Source organism: Priestia aryabhattai (assembly GCF_023715685.1).
GTDB classification, from domain to species: Bacteria; Bacillota; Bacilli; order Bacillales; family Bacillaceae_H; genus Priestia; species Priestia aryabhattai_B.
This window is the reverse complement of sequence record NZ_JAMBOQ010000001.1, coordinates 1,146,896-1,170,392: the sequence shown is the minus strand read 5'-3', so window position 1 is coordinate 1,170,392 and position 23,497 is coordinate 1,146,896. Positions and strand designations below refer to the sequence as shown.

Genomic DNA, 23,497 nt, shown 5'->3' with positions numbered 1-23,497 from the left:
GAGCTGTTCTCTAAGAGAATAGCTCTTTTTATTGTTTTCATAAGGTTTAATATTCTGTGCTTTGGAGATAATGTGAAGCTAAGAAGGAGTGAAGGATGTGCTATGGCTTTTATGGATATTGCTAGCACTTTTAATTGTTATTGTAATTATTGTATGGACAAAAATTACGCTATTTGTAGAGCTTCATCATGTCCGAGATAACGATTATTACAGAGTGAGACTCAGGGCTTGGTTCGGTCTTATTCGCTATACATATGAAATTCCGGTAGTGAAAGTGAAAAAAGATTCTCCGCGTTTGCTTGTTGAAAAGAAGAAAGGAATGGGTGATCAAGGAAAAGAAGACGAGAATTCATGGAGTGATTATTCTGTAGAGGATGGGCTAAGTATGTTAGAAAATGCGAAGCAATTCCTTGAACAGGTAGTAGGTTTTCATAAAATCTTCCGCCGTTTCTTACAGAAAGTGACGGTAAGTGATATTAGATGGCACAGCCGTTTCGGCTTAGGTGATGCTGCCTTAACAGGGGTATTGACCGGGGCTGTATGGTCTGCAAAGGGGAGCATAGTTGGTATAATCAGCCGTTATATGAAACTAAAAGATATGCCTGTAATGAGCGTTACTCCTGTATTTCAACATCTTTGGTCAGAAACGGTATTTGAGTGCATAATTTCTTTTCGAGTTGGTCAAGCTATTCTAGTAGGTTTACGGACCTTGAGATACTGGCGGCATACGTCCAAAAAGCGTCGCAAAAGATGGAAGTCGTCAAATAAGAACAAGACACACTCTGTGAAAACATAAGGAGGTTATCTTAATGGCAGAACATCCAATTAAAAGTTTAATGTCGACAGCTATGGAAAATTTAAAGGAAATGATTGATGTTAATACAATCATTGGTGATCCTGTAGAAACACCTGATGGCAGTGTTATTTTAACTGTCTCAAAAGTAGGTTTTGGTTTTGCAGCGGGCGGAAGCGAGTTTGGAGTAGAAGGACATGCACCATCTTCTCCGGGGCAGCATCAGCAAGAATCAGGTCATCCATTTGGCGGAGGTAGCGGTGGCGGTGTATCAATTACGCCAATTGCCTTTTTAATTGTGAGTGGAAGCGGAATTAAAATGCTTCATCTTAACGAAAGTACACATTTATATGAAAAGATTTTAGATACAGCACCTCAAGCAATTGAACGCGTGCAGCAAATGTTTAAACGAAACAATCATCAGCAGGATCAACATAATCAACAAAATCAGCATCATGACAGTGCAAACGATTTTAATTTGTAGTGATAAAATAAAGCTTTGCTTGCTTCTTTTACCATTCAAAGAAGCAAGCAAAGCTTATTTTGTTGGGGTTGTTTTCTAGCTTGCAGCGCTATGTTTTGTATGTCATTTAATTGCAATATAGAGACAGACAAGCTAATATGAACAGTGTACATACTTATTTAAAGGAGGAATTATTCGTGACTAAGGTTAAATTTAAAGGTAACGATGTAACATTATTAGGAAATCAAGTGAAGGTTGGAGACAAGGCTCCAAACTTTACCGTTTTAGCAAATGATTTATCAGAAATAACGCTTGACAGCACAAAGGGTTCTGTTCGCCTAATCAGTGTAGTTCCTTCTATTGATACTGGAGTTTGTGATGCGCAAACTCGCCGCTTTAATGAAGAAGCAGCTAAATTAGATAACGTAAAAGTATTAACAGTAAGCGTAGATTTACCGTTTGCTCAAAAGCGCTGGTGTGGTGCTAATGGCATTGATAATGTTCAAACTTTATCTGACCACCGCGACTTATCTTTCGGAGAAGCATATGGTGTAGCTATTCAAGAATTACGCTTATTAGCTCGTTCAATCTTTGTAGTAGACTCAAATGACAATGTAACGTATGTTGAGTACTTACCAGAAGTAACTGAGCATCCGAACTACGAAGCAGCAATCGAAGCAGCTAAAACAGCTAAGTAAGATTGTCGGTGGTGTTCGGCAGAAGGCGGAAAACAATGTTTTTCGCCTTCTTTGTGTTTTAAGAAGTTTTTATGATAAAATATGATGTTCCAAATAGGACGTTTACTCATTTATATAGATATTATTTCATTACACAGGAGGCAGAATATGAGTCAGTTAGCTAGTATGGAAAAGCTATTTGGTGTAATTGATCAAACAGCTATTATTTTAAGAAAAGAACTAAACTGCGTATATTTAGAAGCAGTAGCTGAAACAGGAGAAAACTTGTTTCAAGGAACTATTTTGCAAGAAGAACTAGATGAGGTAACCAAAAAACGTTTAAAAAAAGAGTACGATTCAATCACGCTTGATAATTTTGAGAAAGAAACTATTCGAAAAGCGTATCAGCTAGCTATTTTAAAAGGGATGAAAGAAGCAGTTCAGCCTAACCATCAAATGACGCCTGATGCTGTAGGACTATTTGTCAGCTATCTAGTTGGAAAGTTCATGGCAGGAAAAGATAAATATACGCTTTTAGATCCAGCAGTAGGAGCAGGGAACTTATTAACAACAATTTTAAATACACACGCTGCGTCAATTGAACACGTATACGGTGTAGATGTAGATGATTTATTACTTCAATTGACATATGTAAATGCGAATCTACAGAAGCACGGCGTTCAATTATTCAATCAAGACAGCTTACAGCCGCTTTTTATTGATCCTGTTGATTTAGTTGTCTGTGACCTGCCGGTTGGTTATTATCCAAACGATGAAGGGGCAAAAGAGTATAAAGTAAGAGCTGAAGAAGGTCATACCTATGCTCATCACTTATTTATTGAACAAAGCTTGCGTCATGTAAAAGACGGAGGATACGTAGTTGCCCTTATTCCAAATAACTTGTTCGAATCTGAACAGTCTCATTTATTACAGCCGCTGCTAAAAGAGGAAGCAATCGTTCAAGGAATCGTTCAGCTGCCACTTTCATTGTTCAAACAAGAACAGGCTGCTAAGAGTATCATCATCCTTCAAAAGCAGGGAGAAGGGGTAACAGCGCCTGATCAAGCGCTGCTTGTGAATTTGCCGAAGTTCAGTAATCGAGAAGCAATGAGTGATATTATGACTCAAATGGACCAATGGTTCCGCGTTAATAAAAAGTAAGTCTTTTTCGAAAATAATGAATATTTGTCGGTAGCGTTTTCATGATGTATAGCTCTTGAAATCTATTGTCGTGGATGATTAAATGAATAAGGATAGAAATCGTGTCGAAATGCATAGAATATTGTAGAGATTACACTTTTATGTTCTGTTCGTTATGTTTATGATGCACGTATAATAAAGAAGGAGCTGTTTTTTTATGTCAAAAATCATGGCAATCAACGCCGGCAGTTCTTCACTTAAGTTTCAATTATTTGAAATGCCAAGTGAGACGGTATTAACAAAAGGTTTAGTAGAACGAATTGGTTTAGATAACGCTGTTTTCACGATCTCGGTAAATGGTGAAAAACAAACGGATATTACAGAAATCCCAGACCATGCTGTTGCAGTTAAAATTTTAGTTGAAAAGTTACTTTCTCAAAACATCATTCAATCATACGATGAAATCACTGGTGTAGGTCACCGTGTAGTACACGGCGGAGAGAAATTTGCTGATTCTGTTTTAATCACAGATGAAACACTAGCGGAAATTGAAGCTTTATCTGATTTAGCACCGCTTCACAACCCAGCAAACATTGTGGGAATTAAAGCGTTCCAAGATATTCTTCCAAATGTTCCAGCTGTAGCAGTCTTCGATACAGCATTCCATCAAACAATGCCAGAAAAATCATTCTTGTACAGCTTACCGTACGAGTACTATGAAAAGTATGGCGTTCGTAAATACGGTTTCCACGGCACATCTCATAAATATGTTTCTGAGCGTGCAGCTGAGCTTCTTGGCCGTCCAATTGAACAATTGCGCTTAATCTCTTGTCACTTAGGTAACGGTGCAAGTATCGCTGCAATTGAAGGCGGCAAGTCAATTGATACATCAATGGGCTTCACACCATTAGCTGGTGTAGCAATGGGGACTCGTTCAGGTAATATTGACCCTGCATTAATTCCATTTATTATGGAGAAAACAGGAAAAACTGCGGATGAAGTATTAAATGTATTAAATAAAGAAAGTGGTCTTTTAGGTGTATCTGGTATTTCTAGTGACCTACGCGATCTAATCAAAGCAAGCGCTGAAGGCAATGAACGCGCTGAAACAGCACTTGAAGTATTTGCTAGCCGTATTCATAAATATATCGGCTCTTATGCTGCTCGTATGTCTGGTGTAGATGCAATAATCTTCACAGCAGGTATTGGGGAAAACAGTGATGTTGTACGTGCTCGCGTTCTTCGTGGTTTAGAGTTTATGGGCGTTTATTGGGATCCAGCTTTAAATAGTGTACAAGGAGAAGAAGCATTTATTAGCTATCCTCATTCTCCAGTTAAAGTTATGGTTATTCCTACAGACGAAGAAGTTATGATTGCACGTGACGTTACTCGTTTAGCGAATATTTAAGTTCATAAAGTGCCTCTTCAATGAATGAATTCTCATAAATTGTCAGGCAAACTAACTAAAAGCTGATTTCCTTCTTAGGAAATCAGCTTTTTTATATAGCGTAAACAGCTGACGGTTGAAAGAAGGTTTACAACATATAGAAGAAAGAAATAATATAGGAAGGAAAATGTAACGGGTGCATTATTTGTTATAATAAAAATAAAATTACTTATTTCTTGAAAGGGTGACATGATGATACTAACGAATCGCGAAGAACAGCTTTTAGAAGAAATCTACAAATGGGAAGAGAGCTTACAGAGCGTAGAAGCAACTGAGATGGAGTTATTATACGAAGAATGGTTAGAAAAAGGGATTAACTTAATTCCTTCTTCTGTTCGTGAGACCTATTTACATAAAATTGATGAGGGACTTTTTCAGTTGACTGCATTAATTCAAGGTACGGAAATGCAAAATCAAGCGACAAAACGAATTATTGAAACAGCCCGTGTATTCAAAGAAGATATCACAGATTTGTCAGAAGTGAATTCCCTTCAAGTAGATCAGCTTTCTTATATATGCGAACAGCAAATGGCCAAGCTTCGGTTGTATGCGCTAAGTCAAGGAGCACTTTCAGGAACCGGACAATCGCTGCTAGTCGGTATTGATATACCCGCTGTTTTATGCATGAATATTCAAGCAGTGCAACAGGCAGCAATGAGCTACGGTTATCATATTCAGACTCCTTCAGAGCTTATGCTAACGCTAAAAGTTTTTCATGCAGCAACGTTACCTAGACACCTTCAGGCTGAGGGGTGGCATCAATTAAAGAGCGAGTTAAGCCAAGAATTTGACCCGTATTTTTATGAAGGTGTTGATCAAATTGTAGATAAGACATGGCTGCAAAAAATCGTTGTGCAAATTGGGAAAACGCTAGCTATATTTACTGCGAAACGAAAAGTTTATAATCGTTTGCCAATTGTGAGTATGATGGTTGGCGGAGGGATGAATTATCGAATGGCCAAACAAGTGACAGATTATGCGAAGCGCTTTTACCAATACCGCTATTTGTTGGATAAGAAAAACGAGTCTCATTAATTTTTCATGAGACTCGTTTTTTTGTCTATCCGTGAACTTTTTTTGATATTTCCTCATTCGTTCGATACCAAAGCCATAAATCATTAATAATAGAAGCAAGTTCTCCTATCTCGCTATTTAATTCACAGGAGCGGATAAAATTAGCCTCATCTTCTAATGCTGCTTGTTTTTGATTAATACTCTTTTCTAAAGATTGAATTTTGTCTGGAATCTGCCCCCGAATGGATTCCCACGTTAGGAGGATATCCTGCTGAACTTTTTCAGAATAGAATGTCCATTCTCTTTCAAGAGCAGGAATTTTTATACCGAGTCTGTTGTCATAAGTAAAAAAGCGCTCCATTTTTTCACCTCTTCCCTTCCATTTTATACAATGACAAAAGCCAGAGCTACTGTAAGTGAAAAAATAAATCATTTATACTTGGTTTATGCATATAAATATACACAGTATTTAAGGTAGGAACATTCACTCATGTCTATTTTTACAGTATTTTAAGAGATTTTATCCTATTAAATTAAAATAAATGTGAATTTATATACTTTTTTTTGAATAACTATTGAAAATAGATTAAAAAGTTGTTAAAGTAATAGTAGATTAAATGAATAAAAATTAAAACGGTTGTATTAATATATATGAAATTTGTAGGAGGAATAGATGATGAGTAATCCAAAAGTTGTTTTAGCATATTCCGGAGGTTTAGATACATCAGTTGCAATTAAATGGTTACAGGAAAAAGGGTACGATGTGGTAGCTTGCTGTTTAGACGTAGGCGAAGGAAAAGATTTAAAATTCGTTAAAGAAAAAGCATTAACAGTTGGAGCGGTATCGTCATATGTGATTGATGCAAAAGAAGAATATGCCAATACATTTGCATTAGCAGCACTTCAAGCACACACGTTATATGAAGGAAAATATCCATTAGTATCTGCACTATCTAGACCGCTAATCGCTAAAAAGCTTGTAGAAGTAGCAGAACAAGAAAATGCAGTAGCTGTCGCACATGGATGTACGGGAAAAGGAAATGACCAAGTGCGTTTCGAAGTATCAATTAAAGCATTAAATCCACACTTAGAAGTTTTAGCTCCTGTTCGTGACTGGAAATGGTCTCGTGAAGAAGAAATTGAGTATGCAAAAGAAAAGAATATTCCAATTCCAATTAACTTAGACAGTCCATTTTCAATTGACCAAAACTTATGGGGAAGAAGTAACGAGTGTGGCGTTCTTGAAGATCCTTGGGCAGCTCCACCTGAAGAAGCATATGACCTAACGGCTTCTCTTGAAAACACTCCTGACACAGCGGATGTAGTAGAAATTGAATTCGTTGAAGGTGTTCCAGTATCATTAAATGGTCAATCTTACACGCTAGCTCAGTTAATTCTAGAATTGAATGAAATTGCAGGTAAGCACGGAGTCGGACGTATTGATCATGTAGAAAACCGTCTTGTGGGAATCAAATCACGTGAAGTATATGAGTGTCCAGCTGCTATGACATTAATTAAAGCACATAAAGAGCTTGAAGATTTAACATTAGTGAAAGAAGTAGCGCACTTCAAACCAGTGATTGAGAAAAAATTAACAGAAGTTATTTATGAAGGTTTATGGTTCTCTCCATTAACAAATTCACTGCTTGCATTCTTAAAAGATACGCAGCAATATGTGAACGGAACAGTGAGAGTAAAACTATTTAAAGGGCATGCTATCGTAGAGGGACGTAAATCCCCTAATTCTTTATACAATGAAAAACTTGCAACATATACAAAAGAAGATGAATTTGATCACAATGCAGCAGTTGGCTTTATCTCATTATGGGGTCTTCCAACACAAGTGAGCAGCATGGTAAATCAAAAGAAGGTGACAACGGTATGACCAAACTTTGGGGAGGGCGTTTTACGAAACGCCCTGAACAATGGATTGACGAGTTCGGTGCGTCAATCTCATTTGATCAGCATCTTGTAGAAGAAGATATTGAAGGCAGTTTAGCGCATGTAACAATGCTTGAAAAATGCAGCATTCTTTCTGGAGATGAAGCATCACAAATTAAAAAAGGTCTTCAAACACTGCTTGAAAAAGCTAAGAAGAAAGAATTAACATTTTCTGCTCAATATGAAGATATTCATTTGAATTTAGAAAAGTTATTGATTGATGAAATTGGGCCGGTTGGAGGAAAGCTTCATACGGGTCGAAGCCGTAATGATCAAGTTGCCACAGATATGCACTTGTATTTAAAAAAGCATGTTCAGCAAATTGTAGGGCTGATTGAAAATCTAGAAGATGTACTGCTTACAAAAGCAGATCAGCATGTCGAAACCATTTTTCCAGGCTACACACATTTACAGCGCGCGCAGCCGGTTTCTTTTGCTCATCATTTAATGGCTTATGTTTCAATGTTCAAGCGCGATGCTGAGCGTTATGCGGAATCGCTAAAGCGTATTGATTTATCTCCTTTAGGAGCAGGAGCTTTAGCTGGTACGACATTCCCAATTGATCGTCATTACAGCGCGGAACTTCTAGGCTTTAATGGGATTTATCAAAACAGTATGGATGCTGTCAGCGACCGTGACTTTATTTTAGAGTTTTTAAGCAACAGTTCTATTTTAATGATGCATTTATCTCGTTTTTGTGAAGAGTTAATTTTATGGTCTAGTCAAGAATTTCAATTTATTGAAATGGATGATACGTACGCAACAGGCAGCAGTATTATGCCTCAAAAGAAAAATCCTGATATGGCGGAGTTAATTCGTGGTAAAACAGGACGAGTATATGGTCATTTATTTAGCTTGTTGACTGTGTTAAAAGGCACGCCTTTAACATACAACAAAGACTTACAAGAAGATAAAGAAGGCATGTTCGATACGGTTACAACGATTGAAGGCTGTTTGACAATTTTTGCTGGCATGATCGAAACAATGACAGTAAAAACAGATGTTATGGAAAAAGCTACGAAACAAGATTTTTCAAATGCAACGGAGTTAGCTGACTATCTTGCTTCAAAAGGTATGCCTTTTCGTGAAGCACATGAAGTGGTTGGGAAACTGGTTCTCGTTTGCATTCAGAAAAATATCTACCTAATGGATTTGCCGCTCGAGCAATATAAGGAAGCGTCAAATTTATTCGAGGAAGACATCTATCATGTATTAAGTCCGAAAACAGCTGTTAATCGTCGCAATAGCGCGGGAGGAACAGGGTTTGAACAAGTGAAAAAAGCAATTCAGCTAGCTAAAGATGAATTACACGAAAAAGCATCGATATAAAAAAGTTCTCAAAACGTCCGCAGAAAAATCTGCGGGCGTTTTTTGATGTGAGATAAATGGTATAACTAGAGCATTTAAGAAGAAAATAGAAAAGATCATGTAAGGTATTATGAAGTAAAGTTCACATTCATAAAGAAAATATAGTGAAAAAGGAGAAGTGACACATGAAAGACAAAAAACACCCGCAGCATGTATATGAATATGATTTTGAAGGAGAAAAAGAGACATCAAGACAGCTAATGGATTCTTATTCAAGCGGCGTCATTGGCGATGCTATGGCTTCTGTGGTTGAAAATCCAGAAGCACAGAGTGATAACGAACTATATGAATAACTACATGCATATACTGTATATAGACTAAGAAAAGCAGGATTATGCTGAGCTCTATCGAAAGGTAACGTCATAGTAAATCCGGTTTTCTAAAGGATTTGGTATGGCGTTCTTTTTTCAGTTAATCACTGATATAAGAAAAGAGGGATAAAGGTGAAAATTGGGGTGCCGAAAGAAGTAAAAAACAATGAAAATCGCGTGGCTATTACTCCAGCTGGTGTCACAGCTTTAGTTAACGGTGGGCATGATGTATACATTGAAACACAGGCAGGAGAAGGCTCTGGATTTCATGATGAAGATTACACAAATGCAGGAGCTTCTATTGTAAATACTGCAAAAGAAGCATGGGATGCTGAAATGGTTATGAAAGTAAAAGAACCGATTTCAGAAGAATACGGATATTTTCGTGAAGGACTTATTTTGTTTACGTATTTACATTTGGCAGCTGAAGAAGCATTAACGAAAGCATTGATTGATAAAAAGGTAGTGGGCATCGCTTATGAAACCGTACAGCTTCCAAATAAAAGCTTGCCTCTGTTAACGCCGATGAGCGAAGTTGCAGGAAGAATGTCTTCTCAAATTGGAGCTCAATTTTTAGAGAAAACCAAAGGTGGCAAAGGGATTTTGTTAAGTGGAGTTCCAGGCGTGCAAAGAGGGAAAGTAACGATTATTGGAGGAGGAGTAGCAGGAACCAACGCTGCTAAAATTGCGGTTGGATTAGGGGCTGATGTCACAATAATTGATTTAAATGCTGATCGCCTTCGCCAGCTTGATGATTTATTTGGAAAAGAAGTGACGACATTAATGTCAAATCATTACAATATCGCACAATCTGTAAAAGAGTCAGATTTAGTGATAGGAGCGGTCCTCATACCTGGAGCTAAAGCGCCAAAGCTTGTCACCGAGGAAATGGTTCAAACGATGTCAAAAGGGTCAGTTGTGGTTGATATTGCCATTGATCAAGGCGGGATTTTTGAAACAACTGATCGTATTACCACTCACGATAACCCAACTTATTCGAAGCATGAGGTCTTGCATTATGCTGTTGCTAATATGCCAGGAGCTGTTCCCCGCACGTCGACCTTAGCACTGACCAACGTAACGGTGCCTTATGCTCTGCAAATAGCGAGTCAGGGATATAAAAAAGCGTGCTTAAAAAATCCTTCCCTTCTTCAAGGTATCAACACACTAAACGGGTTTGTCGCTTATGCGGCTGTGGCAGATGCGCACGGTCTAACTTACGCTGATGCAACAACTTTATTAGAGCAAGCATAATAAGGCATGTTTTTGCGCTGTTTGTGATATGATAGCCGCGTATTCACTTGTTTTGTAACCAAAACAGACGGGTAGAATATAGAAAAGGTTAGTGTAAAAGGAGAGAATAAATGATGCACGTTTCTTATCATGGACATTCTATTGTTAAAATTGAAACAAAAGGAAAAACAATTTTAATTGACCCGTTTATCACTGGAAATGAATTAACAGATTTAAATACTGAAGATGTAAAAGCAGATGTGATTTTACTGACTCATGGCCATAACGACCATGTAGGCGACACGGTTGAAATTGCTAAGCGCAGCGGTGCACTTGTTGTGGCAGTAGCAGAATTAGCTACATATCTTAGCTGGCAAGGCTTAAACGTACATCCAATGAGCATAGGCGGAGCCTATACATTTGATTTTGGCACGGTGAAATTGACACAAGCTTTCCACGGTTCAAGTTATACAGAGAATAATGAAAAAATTATTTATACAGGAATGCCGGCTGGTTTGCTTTTAACAATTGAAGGTAAGACGATTTATCATGCTGGAGATACAGCTTTATTTTCTGATTTGAAATTAATTGGTCGTCATAAGCCCGACTTAGTGTTTCTTCCAATTGGAGATAACTTTACAATGGGACCTGAAGATGCGGCTATCGCAGCGGAATGGGTGCAGGCAAAGCTTGTTGTGCCAATTCACTACAATACATTTCCTGTGATTAAGCAAGATCCTCATCAATTTGTTGAGTCTTTATCTGGTATTGAAGGAAAAGTATTAAAAGCTGGAGAAGGATTGGATTTTTAGTCATAAAGAAGAGAACACGGTGCAGCTGCATCGTGTTTTTTATTTGTAAAGAAACGTTCTGCTTTTTTTACTCCCCTGCATACGATAGTAATAATAAGGAGGGAGAGTTATGGAAAAAAATCGAGTTATTTTATCGCTTTTACTATGCGGAGTGATGCTTTACTATGCAATGCCGCACTTAGTGTTAACAACTTCGAGTTTGCAAGGGATTTTTAGTATAAGCTGGCTTACCTTTGCTCTTTTTGTAGCCGGAGGAAATTTGTCATCACTACTTTATGCACCGCGTCGGAAAAAGACCGGTATTCAAAAAAATAGTACGAGAAAGCCTTTGCGTCAAAGAGGTTAGATTGAATCCATTTCACTTCCCCCGTATAATAAAAGAAAAGACATATGAAACGTAAAAACGTTTTAGAAGGGTGAAGTACACGTGGCGACAAAACATGAGCAAATTTTACAGTATATTGATTCGCTTCCAATTGGTGAAAAAATTTCAGTGCGCCAAATTGCCAAAGAACTGAATGTCAGTGAAGGCACGGCGTACCGAGCAATAAAAGACGCAGAAAATAAAGGATATGTTTCAACGATTGAACGAGTTGGGACCATTCGAATTGAGCGAAAGAAGAAAGAAAACATTGAAAAGCTCACGTTTGCTGAAGTAGTAAACATCGTGGATGGACAAGTGCTGGGCGGACGTGAAGGCTTGCATAAAACGTTAAATAAGTTTGTTATTGGAGCGATGAAGCTTGAAGCTATGATGAGATATACCGAGGCTGGAAACCTTCTTATCGTAGGGAATCGAGTAAACGCTCATGAATTAGCTCTTGAAGCAGGAGCAGCCGTGTTAATTACAGGCGGCTTTGATACGGAAGAATGGGTCAAAAAGCTGGCGGATGATCTTAAGCTTCCTATTATTTCAACGAGCTATGATACGTTTACAGTTGCAACGATGATTAATCGTGCTATTTATGATCAACTGATAAAAAAAGAAATTGTGCTTGTAGAGGATATTTTAACACCCGTCTCTGAAGCGGTTAGCTTGCAGTTAACCGATACAATTGAAAAATGGCATGAGTGTAACGATAAGACCCATCACAGTCGTTTTCCTGTAGTGGATCAGCATATGAAAGTTCATGGTATGGTCACATCAAAAGATGTTATTGGATATGACCTTTCTACTTCGATCGAAAAAGTCATGACGAAAAATCCGATGACAGTTCACGGGAAAACATCGGTCGCTTCTTCTGCACATATGATGGTATGGGAAGGGATTGAAGTGCTGCCTGTAGTGGATGATTACCACCGACTAGAGGGCATTATCAGCCGTCAAGACGTCTTAAAGGCGCTGCAAATGATTCAGCGTCAACCGCAGGTAGGAGAAACCATTGACGACATTGTAACAAATCAATTTATGGACGTACAAGAGACAAAAGAAGCACCGGTGTATCGCTGTGAAGTAACGCCGCAGATGACGAATTATATGGGGACTATTTCATACGGAGTTTTCACTACTATTGTGACGGAAGCCGCCAATCGTGTTCTTCGCTTATATAAAAAAGGTGATTTGGTTATTGAAAACATCACCGTTTATTTTATTAAGCCGGTTCAAATTGAAAGTGTAATTGAAATTCGTCCTAAGCTATTAGAACTTGGTCGGAAGTTTGCTAAATTAGATGTAGAAGTCTACAATGCTGGGGTTGTAGTAGGGAAAGCGATGATGATGGCTCAGTTATTAGAAAGAGTATAAAAAAAGAAGCTGCTTTGCAGCTTCTTTTACATTTGATCTGCTTCTTTTATCGCATAAGGCTGATAGTGCTTGTAAGATTTGACACCTGCTAATATGCTGCCTGAACCGAATAATACAAATAATATGCCAATGATAAGCGAAAGGTTTGTCTCGTAAATAAACCATTGGTTGATCCCAAAAAACAATACAAAAGAGCCGAGACAAATACTCGATTTAGCGGAAATCCACTTTCGTTCCATTGGACGTTTCGAACGTACGTATTTTACTTTTAAATACATGTAGAAAACAAAGGACACAACGATTAAAATCATAAAAAATGGCACAAACGCCCCTCCAGTCCGGTGTATTTCTATCCGTAATGTTTCTAGATGCTAGTAATCGGTAGTGTTGAAAGTGTTTACAGTAGTATCTATTATTTTACAGGTCGATGACAGAAAATTCTACTATTAATTGATTCTTCTTTTAAAAAAGAGAATAGATATGATTTAATAAATAATATGGATACAGCGCTGTGGAAATGTAAGTGCATGTGGTACATACATAAAATAAGAATAGTATTGACAGGAGAGAGAGAATGAAAGCACAAATATTAGAAGCTATTAAGCAGTTTGACACTATTATTATTCATCGGCACATTCGTCCAGATCCAGATGCATACGGATCTCAGTGCGGGTTAGCGGAATTGTTAAAAACATCTTTTCCAGAGAAGAAGGTATACGTAACGGGAGAAGAAGCGGAGTCATTAAAATTTTTATACCGTATGGATGATATCGTTGATGCCACCTATGAGGATGCGCTTGTCATTGTTTGTGATACGGCTAATGAAGCACGAGTATCAGATCAGCGCTATGTAAATGGAAAAATGGTCATTAAAATTGATCACCACCCAAACCAAACTCCTTACGGTGATTTGCTTTGGGTTGAGACGTCTGCTTCTTCAACAAGCGAAATGATTTATGAATTTTACTTGGAAGGAAAAGAAAAGGGGTTATCTCTTAATGATGAAGGAGCAAAGCTGATCTTCAGTGGTATCGTCGGAGATACGGGCCGATTTTTATTTCCAAATACAAAGCCAAAAACGTTCTGCTATGCAAGTGAATTGATTCAGTATGGTTTTAATTTTAAAGATGTATATGACCAGTTATACAAAACAAAAGAAAACGTCGCTCATTTACATGGATATGTGCTGCAAAACTTCACGATGTCTCCAGCAGGAGTTGCTCATATGAAAATTCCAAATGAAATTCTTCGCAAATATGATGTGACACCAGCTGATGCCTCTCAGCTAGTCGGTTCGTTAGGACAAATTGATGGAGTGAAAACGTGGGTGTTTTTTGTGGAGGAAGAAAATCAAATTCGTGTTCGCCTTCGTTCAAAAGAGCTTGTCATTAATACAATTGCTAGAAAATACAACGGAGGAGGTCATCCTCTTGCGTCCGGCGCTTCCATTTATTCATGGGAAGAAGTAGAGCCTTTACTGCTTGATTTAGAAGAGCTTTGCAGTCAGAAGTAATCTGTAAAATAAGCCGTTGATTTTAAATCAGCGGCTTTTTATAGTACTTTTTCCATCTTTTTAATTCGAACTTCAATCGAAAGCGTTGTATAAAAATAAATTTGATGAACTTCAACTTCATAAACCGTTTTATCGAATTCGTATTTTTTATTTTCAATTGCTTTTTTTAAGATATCCCGGCTTCGGTATGCACTTTCAATATCTTGGGCAATTAAGTGCTGCGCTTCTTCATCGACGCTTTTTTGAATATTATATTCAACCACAGAATTTACTTTATAACGATTGCCATTTACTAATTTTACTTTCACATTTTGAATAATCAAATGCTGTTTCATTTCCTTGTTTAATGCTTTTACATCTTCTTGCCATGCGCTAATTTGCAAATTTGCTTTTTCTAGCTTATCATTAGCAATCCGAACCTCTTCTAGCTCTCTATCTCTTGAAACGCCATAAATCGTTAAAAACACTCCCCAGCTGACAATTGCTCCAATGACAATACCGGCAAAAAAACGCTGCCAGTCGGAGCGCTTGAACATTCGCTCACTGGGTACCCTCATACAAAATGCTCCTGAGTTAACCACTTAATGATAAGAGCCCCGGTCTGAGCTCCTCCCATAGCGGATAGAATTAAAAGAATTTGTTTGAATACATCTTTTGTGGCTCCTTCAAAGAGTCCTCGCTCAAAGCTGTAAAACGTATCAAATGTTCCTCCAATGGCTCCGACAATTGCCCAGATTTTTAAGCTGTTGCTGAGAGTATGCATGACGTATAAAGGAGATTTTCCAATTAAAAACCCCGCAAATGCTCCAATTAATGAACCGCCTAAAATAATACCTAATGAAGTGAAGTAACTCCAAATGAAAAGAGACATAAAAGGCTCTTTTGTCATGACGCGTCCTCCTTTACTATTTTATCAATGAATCACGCTTCCTACATATATATGGACAAACGCTCAGAGTTATGTAATTTGTCTACGCTGGCAACAAAATTTATAATGAGAATAAAGAATTAAAGAAAGGTGGGAAGTCCTGTGCCTTTTGTTCACTTGCAGCTTCAAAGTTCTTATAGCTTACTAAGCAGTTCCGTTCGTATTCATGAACTTGTAGAAACAGCTAAGAAAATGAACTATGAAGCGATTGCTTTGACTGATGAAAACGTGATGTACGGAGTCATTCCTTTTTATAAAGCCTGCGTGAAAGCGGGGATCAAGCCGATTATTGGGCTCACATTATCAATCTTAGAACATGAAGAAAGCGAGCGAGCATATCCTTTAGTTTTGTTAGCGGAAAATGATAAGGGATATGAAAATCTATTAAAACTAAGCAGTTTAGTTCAAACCAAGGAGAAACACGGTGTAAATAAAAAATGGCTCCAGCATTACAGCAGCGGGTTGATTGCTATTACACCCGGTGTAACGGGAGAAGTTGAAACCTTGCTAGCAGAAAACAGACTTCAAGATGCTAAGCGAGTGCTTCAATTCTTTAAAAAAATATATTCGCAGTCTTTGTATATATCGATACAGCGCCACGGACAGGATGAAGCTTTTATAAATCAGCAGTTAACGGAACTTGCTGCTGAGGAAAATATCCCGCTCGTTGCAACGAACCAAGTGAAGTATTTAAAAAAAGAAGATCGGGATGCGTATGATTGTTTAGCTGCTATTCGAGACGGAGAGAAACTACATAGCGATGAACAGATGCAAGAAGAGAGCAGCGAGTACTATTTCAAATCACCTCATGAAATGGAAGCTCTCTTTCATGATCAGCATTTTTTAATAGAAGAAAGTATAAAAATCGCAAGACGATGTGAGCTTGAAATTTCTCTAGGCGTAATGTCCATTCCAAAATATCCTGTTCCCCGGCCTGTTACATCATCAACCTACTTGCGCACTCTCTGCGAAAAAGGATTGCAAGAAAGAGTTCAAGTGATCACGGAACAATACCAGGAACGCTTAGATTATGAGCTGAACATTATTGAAAATATGCGCTTTAGTGATTACTTCCTTATCGTGTGGGATTTTATGAATTATGCTTATGAACACGGTATTTTAACGGGCCCAGGTCGTGGCTCAGCGGCAGGCTCACTGGTCTCATACGCCTTACGAATTACAAATGTTGACCCAATTCAGCATCAGCTTCTATTTGAGCGGTTTTTAAACCCTGAACGTATTTCCATGCCTGATATTGATATTGATTTTCCTGATAATAAACGAGATCAAGTCATTCAATATGTCGCTCAAAAATATGGAGCGCTGCATGTGGCTCAAATCATTACGTTTGGAACATTAGCAGCTAAAGCAGCCGTACGTGATGTAGGGAGAGTGATGGGATTTGATCAAGAGGCGTTAAACAAAATGTCCAAAGCGATTCCAACTAAACCAGGCACAACGTTAAAAAGCGCTCTTCGTGATTCAAGAGTTCTTCAAGACTATTTATCTGAAAATGAAGCCAGAAAACAATGGTACAACATTGCCATGAAGATAGAAGGACTGCCAAGGCATACTTCTACGCATGCAGCAGGCGTTGTGATTAGTGAGAAGCCGCTGACGCAATCTGTAGCTGTACAAGAAGGGCATGATGATGTATATCTGACTCAATATCCAATGGAAGCTCTGCAAGACGTTGGGCTTTTGAAAATGGACTTTTTAGGTTTGCGCAACTTAACCATTTTAGATCATATTTTAAAGAAAATCGAGCGGGACATGAATCGAAAGCTTTCACTGTCTCATATACCATTTAACGATCAGAAAACTTTTGAACTGCTGAGTAAAGGAGATACGACCGGGATTTTTCAACTAGAGTCAGATGGAATGAGAAGAGTGCTTCAGCAATTAAAACCTACAGAGCTAGAAGATATTGTAGCAGTTAACGCGCTGTATAGACCTGGTCCGATGGAAAATATTCCAACCTATATTAAGCGCAAGCATGGAGTGGAGAGAGTCATATATGATCATCCTACGCTTAAAGACATTTTACAATCCACGCATGGCGTTATCGTGTATCAGGAGCAAATTATGCAGATTGCTTCAAAAATGGCTGGTTTTTCTCTTGGGGAAGCAGATTTGTTGAGAAGGGCAGTTAGTAAAAAAGAACGAGCAGTGCTTGATCGTGAACGAGCTCATTTTATTCAAGGAAGCGAGAAGAAAGGATATGACTTATCCGTTGCTAATCGGGTGTATGATCTTATTGTGCGTTTTGCTGATTATGGTTTCAACCGGAGTCATGCCGTTGCTTACAGTATGGTAGCCTATCAGTTAGCTTATTTGAAAGCACATTATCCGCTACAGTTCTTTTCAGCTTTATTAACGAGTGTTATTGGAAACGAAGGGAAAATTGCTCAATATATTAATGAACTAAAAAGGAAAAAAATACAAGTTCTCCCACCTTCTATTAACAAAAGCATGTATTCGTTTAACGTAGAAGGTGAAAGTATAAGGTATAGCCTTGCAGCGATTAAACATATTGGTACAGCAGCTACGCAGGAAATAACAGAAGAGCGAAAGAAAAAAAGATTCGAAGACTTATTTGATTTTTGTGCACGGGTTTCACAAAAAGCCGTCAATAAAAAGGCGCTTGAAGCTTTGATTCTGTCTGGAGGCTTTGATGAGTTTGGAGAAAATCGAGCTACTTTATTAGCAACGATTGATGTGGCATTTGAACATGCAAGCTTGGTACTCCCTGATGATGACTTTGGATTTGGAACTGAATTTTCGTTAAAGCCTAAATATATAGAAAAAGAGGAACTGAAAATAGAAGATCGGCTTCAGTATGAAAAAGATATGCTAGGTTTTTATTTATCAAGCCACCCTGCTTCTCAGTATGAAGCACTGAATTCCTTTTATTCTATTGTTCCTCTTCACGATATGAAAGAATACGCTTCAGGAAAAGCGGTCTCTCTTTTAGTATTTGTGTTGGGAATTCGCGTCATTCGAACGAAAAAAGGAGAGCAAATGGCCTTTTTGTACATCACGGATGAAAGTGGAGAAGGAGAAGTTGTTGCGTTTCCCCGCGTATTTGAGCAGAACCGTCTGCTGTTTGAACAAGGGAATGTTTTACTGATACAAGGAAAGATAGATGAAAGAAATGGGCAGCAGCAAATTGTTTGTCAACGTGCTGAAGCTGCTAACGAAGCGGTTCAAAAACTACCGTCAGAAGAATTATACTTACGTATAGAAACAAAACAAGGTACAGAAAAGCAGCTGCATGCTATTTACCAGCATTTTCAGTCTCATAAAGGGAAAATCCCAGTGAAAATTTATTACGAGGCAGAACGTCAGTTGGTCAAGCTTCCCGTTCACTATTCTATTGAACGAAGCGACGAGTTAATAAAGACTTTAAAAGCAATGCTTGGAGAGAAGCACGTTGTGTTCAAGAAGATATAGTCTTTACAGATTTCATGTGATGTTATATGGTAAAATAGTTAAAAAAGTGGTCTGACCACCGTTTTTTTATGAAATATACGAATTAGATGCGTTTTTCTTGAAATGAAATGCAATTGGATTTATAACATCATATGAGTATAGGAAAGAACATGGTTCAAGCGCAGTATTTGTTATCATTTTGTTTATTGGGAGTGAAATTCATTGTCTTTACGTGAAGAAGCATTGCATATGCACCGCATTAACAAAGGTAAACTAGAATCAAAGTCCAAAATTCCTGTTCGAAACGCCGAGGATTTAAGCCTTGCTTATTCCCCTGGTGTAGCAGAACCTTGCAAAGAAATATATGATGATGTAAACAATGTATATGAATATACGATGAAAGGAAATATGGTAGCTGTTGTATCTGATGGCACTGCCGTATTGGGCTTGGGCAATATAGGCCCTGAAGCTGCTCTGCCAGTAATGGAAGGAAAAGCTGTCCTTTTTAAAAGTTTTGCCGGCGTAGATGCATTCCCAATTTGTTTAAACACGACAGATGTGGACAAAATTATAGAAACTGTTAAATTGCTAGAACCTACTTTTGGAGGCGTTAATTTAGAAGATATTGCGGCTCCTAACTGTTTTGAAATTGAAGAGCGGTTGAAGAAGGAAACAAATATCCCAGTTTTTCATGATGATCAGCATGGAACGGCTATTGTTACGGTAGCGGGTCTTCTTAATGCCCTGAAGCTGACAGGAAGAAAAATGTCACAAATCAAAGTGGTAGCGAATGGAGCAGGAGCTGCTGGCATTGCTATTATTAAATTATTATACAGCTATGGAGTTCGCGATATCATTATGTGTGATTCCAAAGGAACGATTTATGACAAGCGTCCTCACGGCATGAACCGTATAAAAGATGAAGTTGCAGCCTATACAAACCGAAGCAAAGTAGAAGGGACGTTAGCTGATGCGTTAGAAGAAGCTGACGTGTTTATTGGAGTTTCGGTTGAAGGAGCACTCACACCGGAGATGATTGCAAAGATGAATCCAGACCCAATCATTTTTGCAATGGCAAATCCCGTGCCTGAAATTATGCCAGAAGAAGCTAAAAAAGCTGGCGCGAAAGTAATAGGCACCGGACGTTCAGATTTTCCTAATCAAGTGAACAATGTCTTAGCGTTTCCGGGGATATTCCGAGGTGCACTAGATGTGCGTGCTACTCATATTAATGAAAAAATGAAAATGGCTGCAGTTGAGGCCATTGCTAATTTAATTACGGAAGAGGACTTGAATACAGACTACGTGATTCCAGGTCCCTTTGATGCACGAGTGGCTCCTGCAGTAGCGGCCGCTGTTGCAAAGGCAGCTATGGAAACAGGCGTTGCCCGAATAAAAGTAAAGCCAGAAGCCGTAGCTGAAAATACACGTCGCTTAGCGATTATTGAATAAGGTTACATCAACTGTTCTTTGACAGGCATGATGCTTCAAGCATGCCTGTTAAAGTAATGTAAAGTGAGTGGTAGTAAACTTGAAGAATGAACGTTCAAAAGTATATGTAGAAATTCTAAAACAAATTCGCCAGCTAATGGAAGACGATCGTTTAACTACGGGGGATAAAATCCCGTCAGAACGAGAGCTTTCTGAACGGTTAGGCGCAGGACGTTCTTCCGTTCGAGAAGCGCTCAGAGCGTTAGAGCTAATTGGGTTGATTGAAACTAGAAGAGGTGAAGGTACGTTTATTAAAGAAGTAGGAGATCATCAATTTATTGATTTATTAGCTACTTTTTTAGTACAAGACGGTAAAACAAAATCAGATTTAATTCAGACGAGATATATTCTTGAAAAGAGCTGTTTGTTTTCTGTTTTAGCGGAACAGCACGAAATCAATGTTTCGAAAGCAATTCAAAAACAGAATGACGATTGTTTAAAGAGCTTGTTTGACTATTTGTTTTCTTTGCAGCCTAATCGGCTATTACACCGAATCTGGCTGATTATTTGCCGCTTTTCTCAAACTTTTCAACAAAACTCAGCGCCAAGCGACACTCTGATAAGTGAATTAGTAGAGGCGTTAGTTAAAAAAGATGAAGCAGCTGTATTAAATCTTCACCATCAATGCTACAAACAAGTGTGAAAGAAGGAATTTGTCGAAAGAGACATGCCATCTTTCTACACAAAATCAAACAGTCATCTAGTAAAGTAAATAGCAACTAATAAAGTGAAGCGAACAATTCGTCCAATTTTTGTCTATCCGTCGCTTGTTTTGTATTTGAGGCGGACTTTCACAACTTGTAAAGTAGTAGAAGAAGAGGAAGAATAAAGGTTCTTATGGTAAAGAAAAGAACCAAAAGGAGGTTACACCTTGTTACGAGATTTATTTACAAAAAACACAAAAACTCCAAAAAAACGAAAATATGCTACGATTCCTTCTGAGCATATGAGACAAGATGTACCTGAAGGGATTATGACCAAGTGTAAAAAGTGTAAAAAAATAATGTATACGAAAGAGTTAAATAAAAACTTAAAAGTATGCTTAAACTGTGGGTATCATCATCAAATGACAGCACCGGAGCGTATTGAAAGCTTGATTGACAACGGTACGTTTGTTGAATATGACAAAGATATGACGTCAGAAAACCCTCTTGGGTTCCCGGACTATCTTGAAAAGCTTGAAAAAGATCGTGAGAAAACTAATTTAAGTGAAGCGATTGTTACGGGTGAAGGGGATATTGAAGGAATTAAAGTAGTGGTTGCTGTTATGGATTCACATTTCCGTATGGGAAGCATGGGCTCTGTAGTAGGTGAGAAAATTACTCGTGCCATTGAAAAAGCGAAGGAAATGCATGTTCCATTCCTTATTTTCACAGCTTCAGGCGGTGCACGTATGCAAGAAGGTGTTCTGAGCTTGATGCAAATGGCTAAAACTAGCGCAGCTCTTAAAATGTTCAGTGATGGAGGCGGCTTAATCATTTCGATTATGACACATCCTACTACAGGAGGAGTGTCAGCAAGCTTTGCTTCATTAGGCGATTATAATCTAGCCGAGCCGGGCGCGTTAATTGGCTTTGCTGGAAGACGTATTATTGAACAAACAATTAGAGAAGAGCTTCCAGAAGATTTTCAGACGTCGGAATTTCTGTTGAAGCATGGTCAGCTAGATGGAGTTATTGACCGTCACGATTTAAAAGAAACGTTAACAACTATTTTAGATATACACGTAGCAGGAGGTGACATCGAGTGGTAAGTGAATTAGAATTTGAACGTCCAATTGTTGAGTTGCGAAACAAGATTGCAGAGCTTAAAGAGTTTGCTAAAAATACAGAAGTGGATTTATCTAGCGAAATTGATAAGCTAGAAAATCGCTTAGAAAAAGTAGAAAACGATATTTACAATCATCTAAGCCCGTGGAACCGTGTTCAAATTGCTCGTCACCCTGAGCGTCCTACAACACTTGATTATATTTCTCGCTTGTTTACAAACTTTTTAGAGTGTCATGGAGATCGCTTTTATGGAGATGATGAAGCAATCGTAGGAGGAATTGCCAAGTTTAATGGTGTGCCTGTTACCGTGATTGGACATCAGAGAGGTAAAGACACGAAAGAAAATATTCGTCGTAATTTTGGCATGCCTCATCCTGAAGGCTACCGTAAAGCACTGCGTCTAATGAAGCAAGCGGAGAAATTTAACCGCCCAATTATTTGCTTTATTGATACAAAAGGAGCTTATCCAGGGAAAGCGGCAGAAGAGCGCGGACAAAGTGAAGCTATTGCGAAAAATCTTTTCGAAATGGCTGGCTTAACTGTACCTGTTATTTGCATTGTAATTGGAGAAGGAGGAAGCGGAGGAGCCTTGGCATTAGGTTTGGGAAATCACCTTCATATGCTTGAGAACTCCACGTATTCAGTTATTTCTCCAGAAGGAGCGGCAGCCATTCTTTGGAAAGATTCTTCTCTTGCGAAAAAAGCAGCTGAAACGATGAAGATTACAGCACCAGATCTGAAAGAACTGGGTATTGTAGATGAAGTGGTTTCAGAGGTAAAAGGCGGAGCTCACCGAGATATCGATGCACAAGCTGGATACATGGAGAGCATTATCAAGAAATCATTAAAAGAGCTGCTGAATTTATCAAAAGAAGAGCTAGTGGAAGAGCGTTATTTAAAATACAAAAAAATCGGACAATTTGCAGCTGAAAACGATGCCATTACTATAAAATAAAGAAACGTGCACTCTTGAAAAATAAGGGTGCGCGTTTTTATGCTGTTTGTATAGCCCTTCTCTATTGTGTTTACAAGTTCTTCGTGGTATTTTATAGACAGCAAAAACCTTTAAGTAAAAGGAGAAAAAAGAGTGTTTTTAAAAATTTCTTATGATTATTGGCAGCTGTGCGAGCGTTTGTCTTTTTCTTTAAAACGTGAGATATATAAGACAAATCAGGCAGCAAGTATTGCTGTATAAATTGCAGGGAATAGTAAAACAAGAAGCAAACGATGAAGAAATTCATCGTTAAAGTGCTGTGTATTTGTTTGCTATTTGATTCAGCGCTACGTAGGTATTTCATAAGTTAATCTACATGTAAAGCAAGGTGGACAAGTTAAGGTAACAAAATATTTGTTCACAGCCTGCTAGTAAAAGGTTAGTAAAGGAAATAGCTATTTGCCCTACCTAAAGAGTAAATAGTAAA

23 protein-coding genes are annotated in these 23,497 nt (G+C 38.3%); 19 read left to right on the top strand and 4 right to left on the bottom strand.

The genetic code is table 11. The features are described from left to right. Positions 1-97: 97 nt before the first annotated feature. The 6 genes from M3225_RS06035 (at position 98) to M3225_RS06010 (ending at position 5,555) form a co-directional block, all read left to right on the top strand. Complete coding sequence (locus tag M3225_RS06035) at positions 98-796, top strand: DUF2953 domain-containing protein (RefSeq protein ID WP_251391687.1); 699 nt, start codon at positions 98-100, stop codon at positions 794-796. Positions 797-809: 13 nt separating this feature from the next. Next, positions 810-1,277: a GerW family sporulation protein gene (gene ytfJ, locus M3225_RS06030; protein ID WP_251391686.1), complete on the top strand. Its 468-nt coding sequence runs from the start codon at positions 810-812 to the stop codon at positions 1,275-1,277. Between the two features lie 176 nt (positions 1,278-1,453). Further along, on the top strand, positions 1,454-1,954 hold the full coding sequence (gene tpx, locus M3225_RS06025; RefSeq protein ID WP_251391685.1) for a thiol peroxidase: 501 nt from the start codon (positions 1,454-1,456) through the stop codon (positions 1,952-1,954). Between the two features lie 147 nt (positions 1,955-2,101). Further along, the gene (locus M3225_RS06020; protein ID WP_251391684.1) at positions 2,102-3,094 is read left to right on the top strand and encodes a class I SAM-dependent methyltransferase; all 993 of its coding nucleotides are present in this window, start codon (positions 2,102-2,104) and stop codon (positions 3,092-3,094) included. 196 nt (positions 3,095-3,290) lie between these two features. Beyond that, a complete protein-coding gene (locus tag M3225_RS06015; RefSeq protein ID WP_013059468.1) occupies positions 3,291-4,481 on the top strand; it encodes an acetate kinase in 1,191 nt (396 codons plus the stop codon). A 231-nt stretch (positions 4,482-4,712) separates the two neighbouring features. Then, on the top strand, positions 4,713-5,555 hold the full coding sequence (locus M3225_RS06010) for an EcsC family protein (RefSeq protein WP_251391683.1): 843 nt from the start codon (positions 4,713-4,715) through the stop codon (positions 5,553-5,555). Between the two features lie 25 nt (positions 5,556-5,580). Here the strand turns inward: M3225_RS06010 and M3225_RS06005 are convergent, their stop codons facing one another. Further along, positions 5,581-5,895: a hypothetical protein gene (locus M3225_RS06005; RefSeq protein ID WP_251391682.1), complete on the bottom strand. Its 315-nt coding sequence runs from the start codon at positions 5,893-5,895 to the stop codon at positions 5,581-5,583. A gap of 315 nt (positions 5,896-6,210) precedes the next feature. Between M3225_RS06005 and M3225_RS06000 the strand changes: the two genes are divergently transcribed. The 7 genes from M3225_RS06000 to M3225_RS05970 all read left to right on the top strand — a co-directional run bounded on the left by M3225_RS06000 (position 6,211) and on the right by M3225_RS05970 (position 12,943). Beyond that, positions 6,211-7,419, top strand: coding sequence for an argininosuccinate synthase (locus M3225_RS06000; RefSeq protein WP_013059465.1), 1,209 nt, complete (start codon positions 6,211-6,213; stop codon positions 7,417-7,419). Then, a complete protein-coding gene (gene argH, locus M3225_RS05995; RefSeq protein WP_251391680.1) occupies positions 7,416-8,804 on the top strand; it encodes an argininosuccinate lyase in 1,389 nt (462 codons plus the stop codon). The genes M3225_RS06000 and argH overlap by 4 nt, the downstream gene beginning before the upstream one ends. Before the next feature lie 164 nt (positions 8,805-8,968). Then, positions 8,969-9,136, top strand: coding sequence for a hypothetical protein (locus M3225_RS05990; protein ID WP_013059463.1), 168 nt, complete (start codon positions 8,969-8,971; stop codon positions 9,134-9,136). A 150-nt stretch (positions 9,137-9,286) separates the two neighbouring features. Continuing rightward, positions 9,287-10,408: an alanine dehydrogenase gene (ald, locus tag M3225_RS05985; RefSeq protein ID WP_251391679.1), complete on the top strand. Its 1,122-nt coding sequence runs from the start codon at positions 9,287-9,289 to the stop codon at positions 10,406-10,408. 113 nt (positions 10,409-10,521) lie between these two features. Then, positions 10,522-11,199, top strand: a complete 678-nt coding sequence (locus M3225_RS05980) for a metal-dependent hydrolase (RefSeq protein ID WP_251391866.1) — start codon at positions 10,522-10,524, stop codon at positions 11,197-11,199. Positions 11,200-11,308: 109 nt separating this feature from the next. After that, positions 11,309-11,545, top strand: a complete 237-nt coding sequence (locus M3225_RS05975; RefSeq protein ID WP_251391677.1) for a hypothetical protein — start codon at positions 11,309-11,311, stop codon at positions 11,543-11,545. A gap of 81 nt (positions 11,546-11,626) precedes the next feature. Beyond that, positions 11,627-12,943: a DRTGG domain-containing protein gene (locus M3225_RS05970; protein ID WP_251391674.1), complete on the top strand. Its 1,317-nt coding sequence runs from the start codon at positions 11,627-11,629 to the stop codon at positions 12,941-12,943. A 26-nt stretch (positions 12,944-12,969) separates the two neighbouring features. On the opposite strand, the gene M3225_RS05965 is transcribed toward M3225_RS05970, so the two are convergent. After that, positions 12,970-13,266 (bottom strand): YtpI family protein, encoded by a 297-nt coding sequence (locus M3225_RS05965; protein WP_251391672.1) that lies wholly within the window; start codon positions 13,264-13,266, stop codon positions 12,970-12,972. Positions 13,267-13,517: 251 nt separating this feature from the next. Between M3225_RS05965 and M3225_RS05960 the strand changes: the two genes are divergently transcribed. Next, positions 13,518-14,456, top strand: coding sequence for a DHH family phosphoesterase (locus tag M3225_RS05960; RefSeq protein ID WP_251391671.1), 939 nt, complete (start codon positions 13,518-13,520; stop codon positions 14,454-14,456). Between the two features lie 38 nt (positions 14,457-14,494). On the opposite strand, the gene ytrI is transcribed toward M3225_RS05960, so the two are convergent. Further along, entirely contained in the window at positions 14,495-15,013 is a 519-nt protein-coding gene (gene ytrI, locus M3225_RS05955; RefSeq protein WP_251391669.1) for a sporulation membrane protein YtrI, read from the bottom strand. Then, the gene (locus M3225_RS05950; protein WP_013059455.1) at positions 15,010-15,345 is read right to left on the bottom strand and encodes a YtrH family sporulation protein; all 336 of its coding nucleotides are present in this window, start codon (positions 15,343-15,345) and stop codon (positions 15,010-15,012) included. The genes ytrI and M3225_RS05950 overlap by 4 nt, the downstream gene beginning before the upstream one ends. 141 nt (positions 15,346-15,486) lie before the next feature. On the opposite strand from M3225_RS05950, the gene dnaE reads away from it, so the two are divergent. The 5 genes from dnaE to accA all read left to right on the top strand — a co-directional run bounded on the left by dnaE (position 15,487) and on the right by accA (position 23,031). Then, positions 15,487-18,837 carry a DNA polymerase III subunit alpha gene (gene dnaE, locus M3225_RS05945; RefSeq protein ID WP_251391667.1) on the top strand — a complete coding sequence of 1,117 codons (3,351 nt, stop codon included), beginning with the start codon at positions 15,487-15,489 and terminating at the stop codon, positions 18,835-18,837. A 201-nt stretch (positions 18,838-19,038) separates the two neighbouring features. After that, positions 19,039-20,268 (top strand): NAD(P)-dependent malic enzyme, encoded by a 1,230-nt coding sequence (locus M3225_RS05940; RefSeq protein WP_251391665.1) that lies wholly within the window; start codon positions 19,039-19,041, stop codon positions 20,266-20,268. Positions 20,269-20,347: 79 nt separating this feature from the next. Next, the gene (locus M3225_RS05935) at positions 20,348-20,950 is read left to right on the top strand and encodes a FadR/GntR family transcriptional regulator (protein ID WP_251391663.1); all 603 of its coding nucleotides are present in this window, start codon (positions 20,348-20,350) and stop codon (positions 20,948-20,950) included. A 228-nt stretch (positions 20,951-21,178) separates the two neighbouring features. Then, a complete protein-coding gene (accD, locus tag M3225_RS05930) occupies positions 21,179-22,060 on the top strand; it encodes an acetyl-CoA carboxylase, carboxyltransferase subunit beta (RefSeq protein ID WP_251391661.1) in 882 nt (293 codons plus the stop codon). After that, on the top strand, positions 22,054-23,031 hold the full coding sequence (gene accA, locus M3225_RS05925; protein ID WP_251391658.1) for an acetyl-CoA carboxylase carboxyl transferase subunit alpha: 978 nt from the start codon (positions 22,054-22,056) through the stop codon (positions 23,029-23,031). The genes accD and accA overlap by 7 nt, the downstream gene beginning before the upstream one ends. Positions 23,032-23,497 lie beyond the last annotated feature (466 nt).

Bases quoted from the DNA above. Each gene is read 5' to 3' on its own strand.
- M3225_RS06020 (WP_251391684.1), top strand. From the start codon at position 2,102: ATGAGTCAGTTAGCTAGTATGGAAAAGCTATTTGGTGTAATTGATCAA.
- ytfJ (WP_251391686.1), top strand. From the start codon at position 810: ATGGCAGAACATCCAATTAAAAGTTTAATGTCGACAGCTATGGAAAAT.
- M3225_RS05960 (WP_251391671.1), top strand. From the start codon at position 13,518: ATGAAAGCACAAATATTAGAAGCTATTAAGCAGTTTGACACTATTATT.
- M3225_RS06010 (WP_251391683.1), top strand. From the start codon at position 4,713: ATGATACTAACGAATCGCGAAGAACAGCTTTTAGAAGAAATCTACAAA.
- M3225_RS05950 (WP_013059455.1), bottom strand. From the start codon at position 15,345: ATGACAAAAGAGCCTTTTATGTCTCTTTTCATTTGGAGTTACTTCACT.
- M3225_RS05980 (WP_251391866.1), top strand. From the start codon at position 10,522: ATGCACGTTTCTTATCATGGACATTCTATTGTTAAAATTGAAACAAAA.
- ytrI (WP_251391669.1), bottom strand. From the start codon at position 15,013: ATGAGGGTACCCAGTGAGCGAATGTTCAAGCGCTCCGACTGGCAGCGT.
- argH (WP_251391680.1), top strand. From the start codon at position 7,416: ATGACCAAACTTTGGGGAGGGCGTTTTACGAAACGCCCTGAACAATGG.
- M3225_RS05975 (WP_251391677.1), top strand. From the start codon at position 11,309: ATGGAAAAAAATCGAGTTATTTTATCGCTTTTACTATGCGGAGTGATG.
- M3225_RS06015 (WP_013059468.1), top strand. From the start codon at position 3,291: ATGTCAAAAATCATGGCAATCAACGCCGGCAGTTCTTCACTTAAGTTT.
- M3225_RS06000 (WP_013059465.1), top strand. From the start codon at position 6,211: ATGAGTAATCCAAAAGTTGTTTTAGCATATTCCGGAGGTTTAGATACA.
- M3225_RS06005 (WP_251391682.1), bottom strand. From the start codon at position 5,895: ATGGAGCGCTTTTTTACTTATGACAACAGACTCGGTATAAAAATTCCT.
- M3225_RS05990 (WP_013059463.1), top strand. From the start codon at position 8,969: ATGAAAGACAAAAAACACCCGCAGCATGTATATGAATATGATTTTGAA.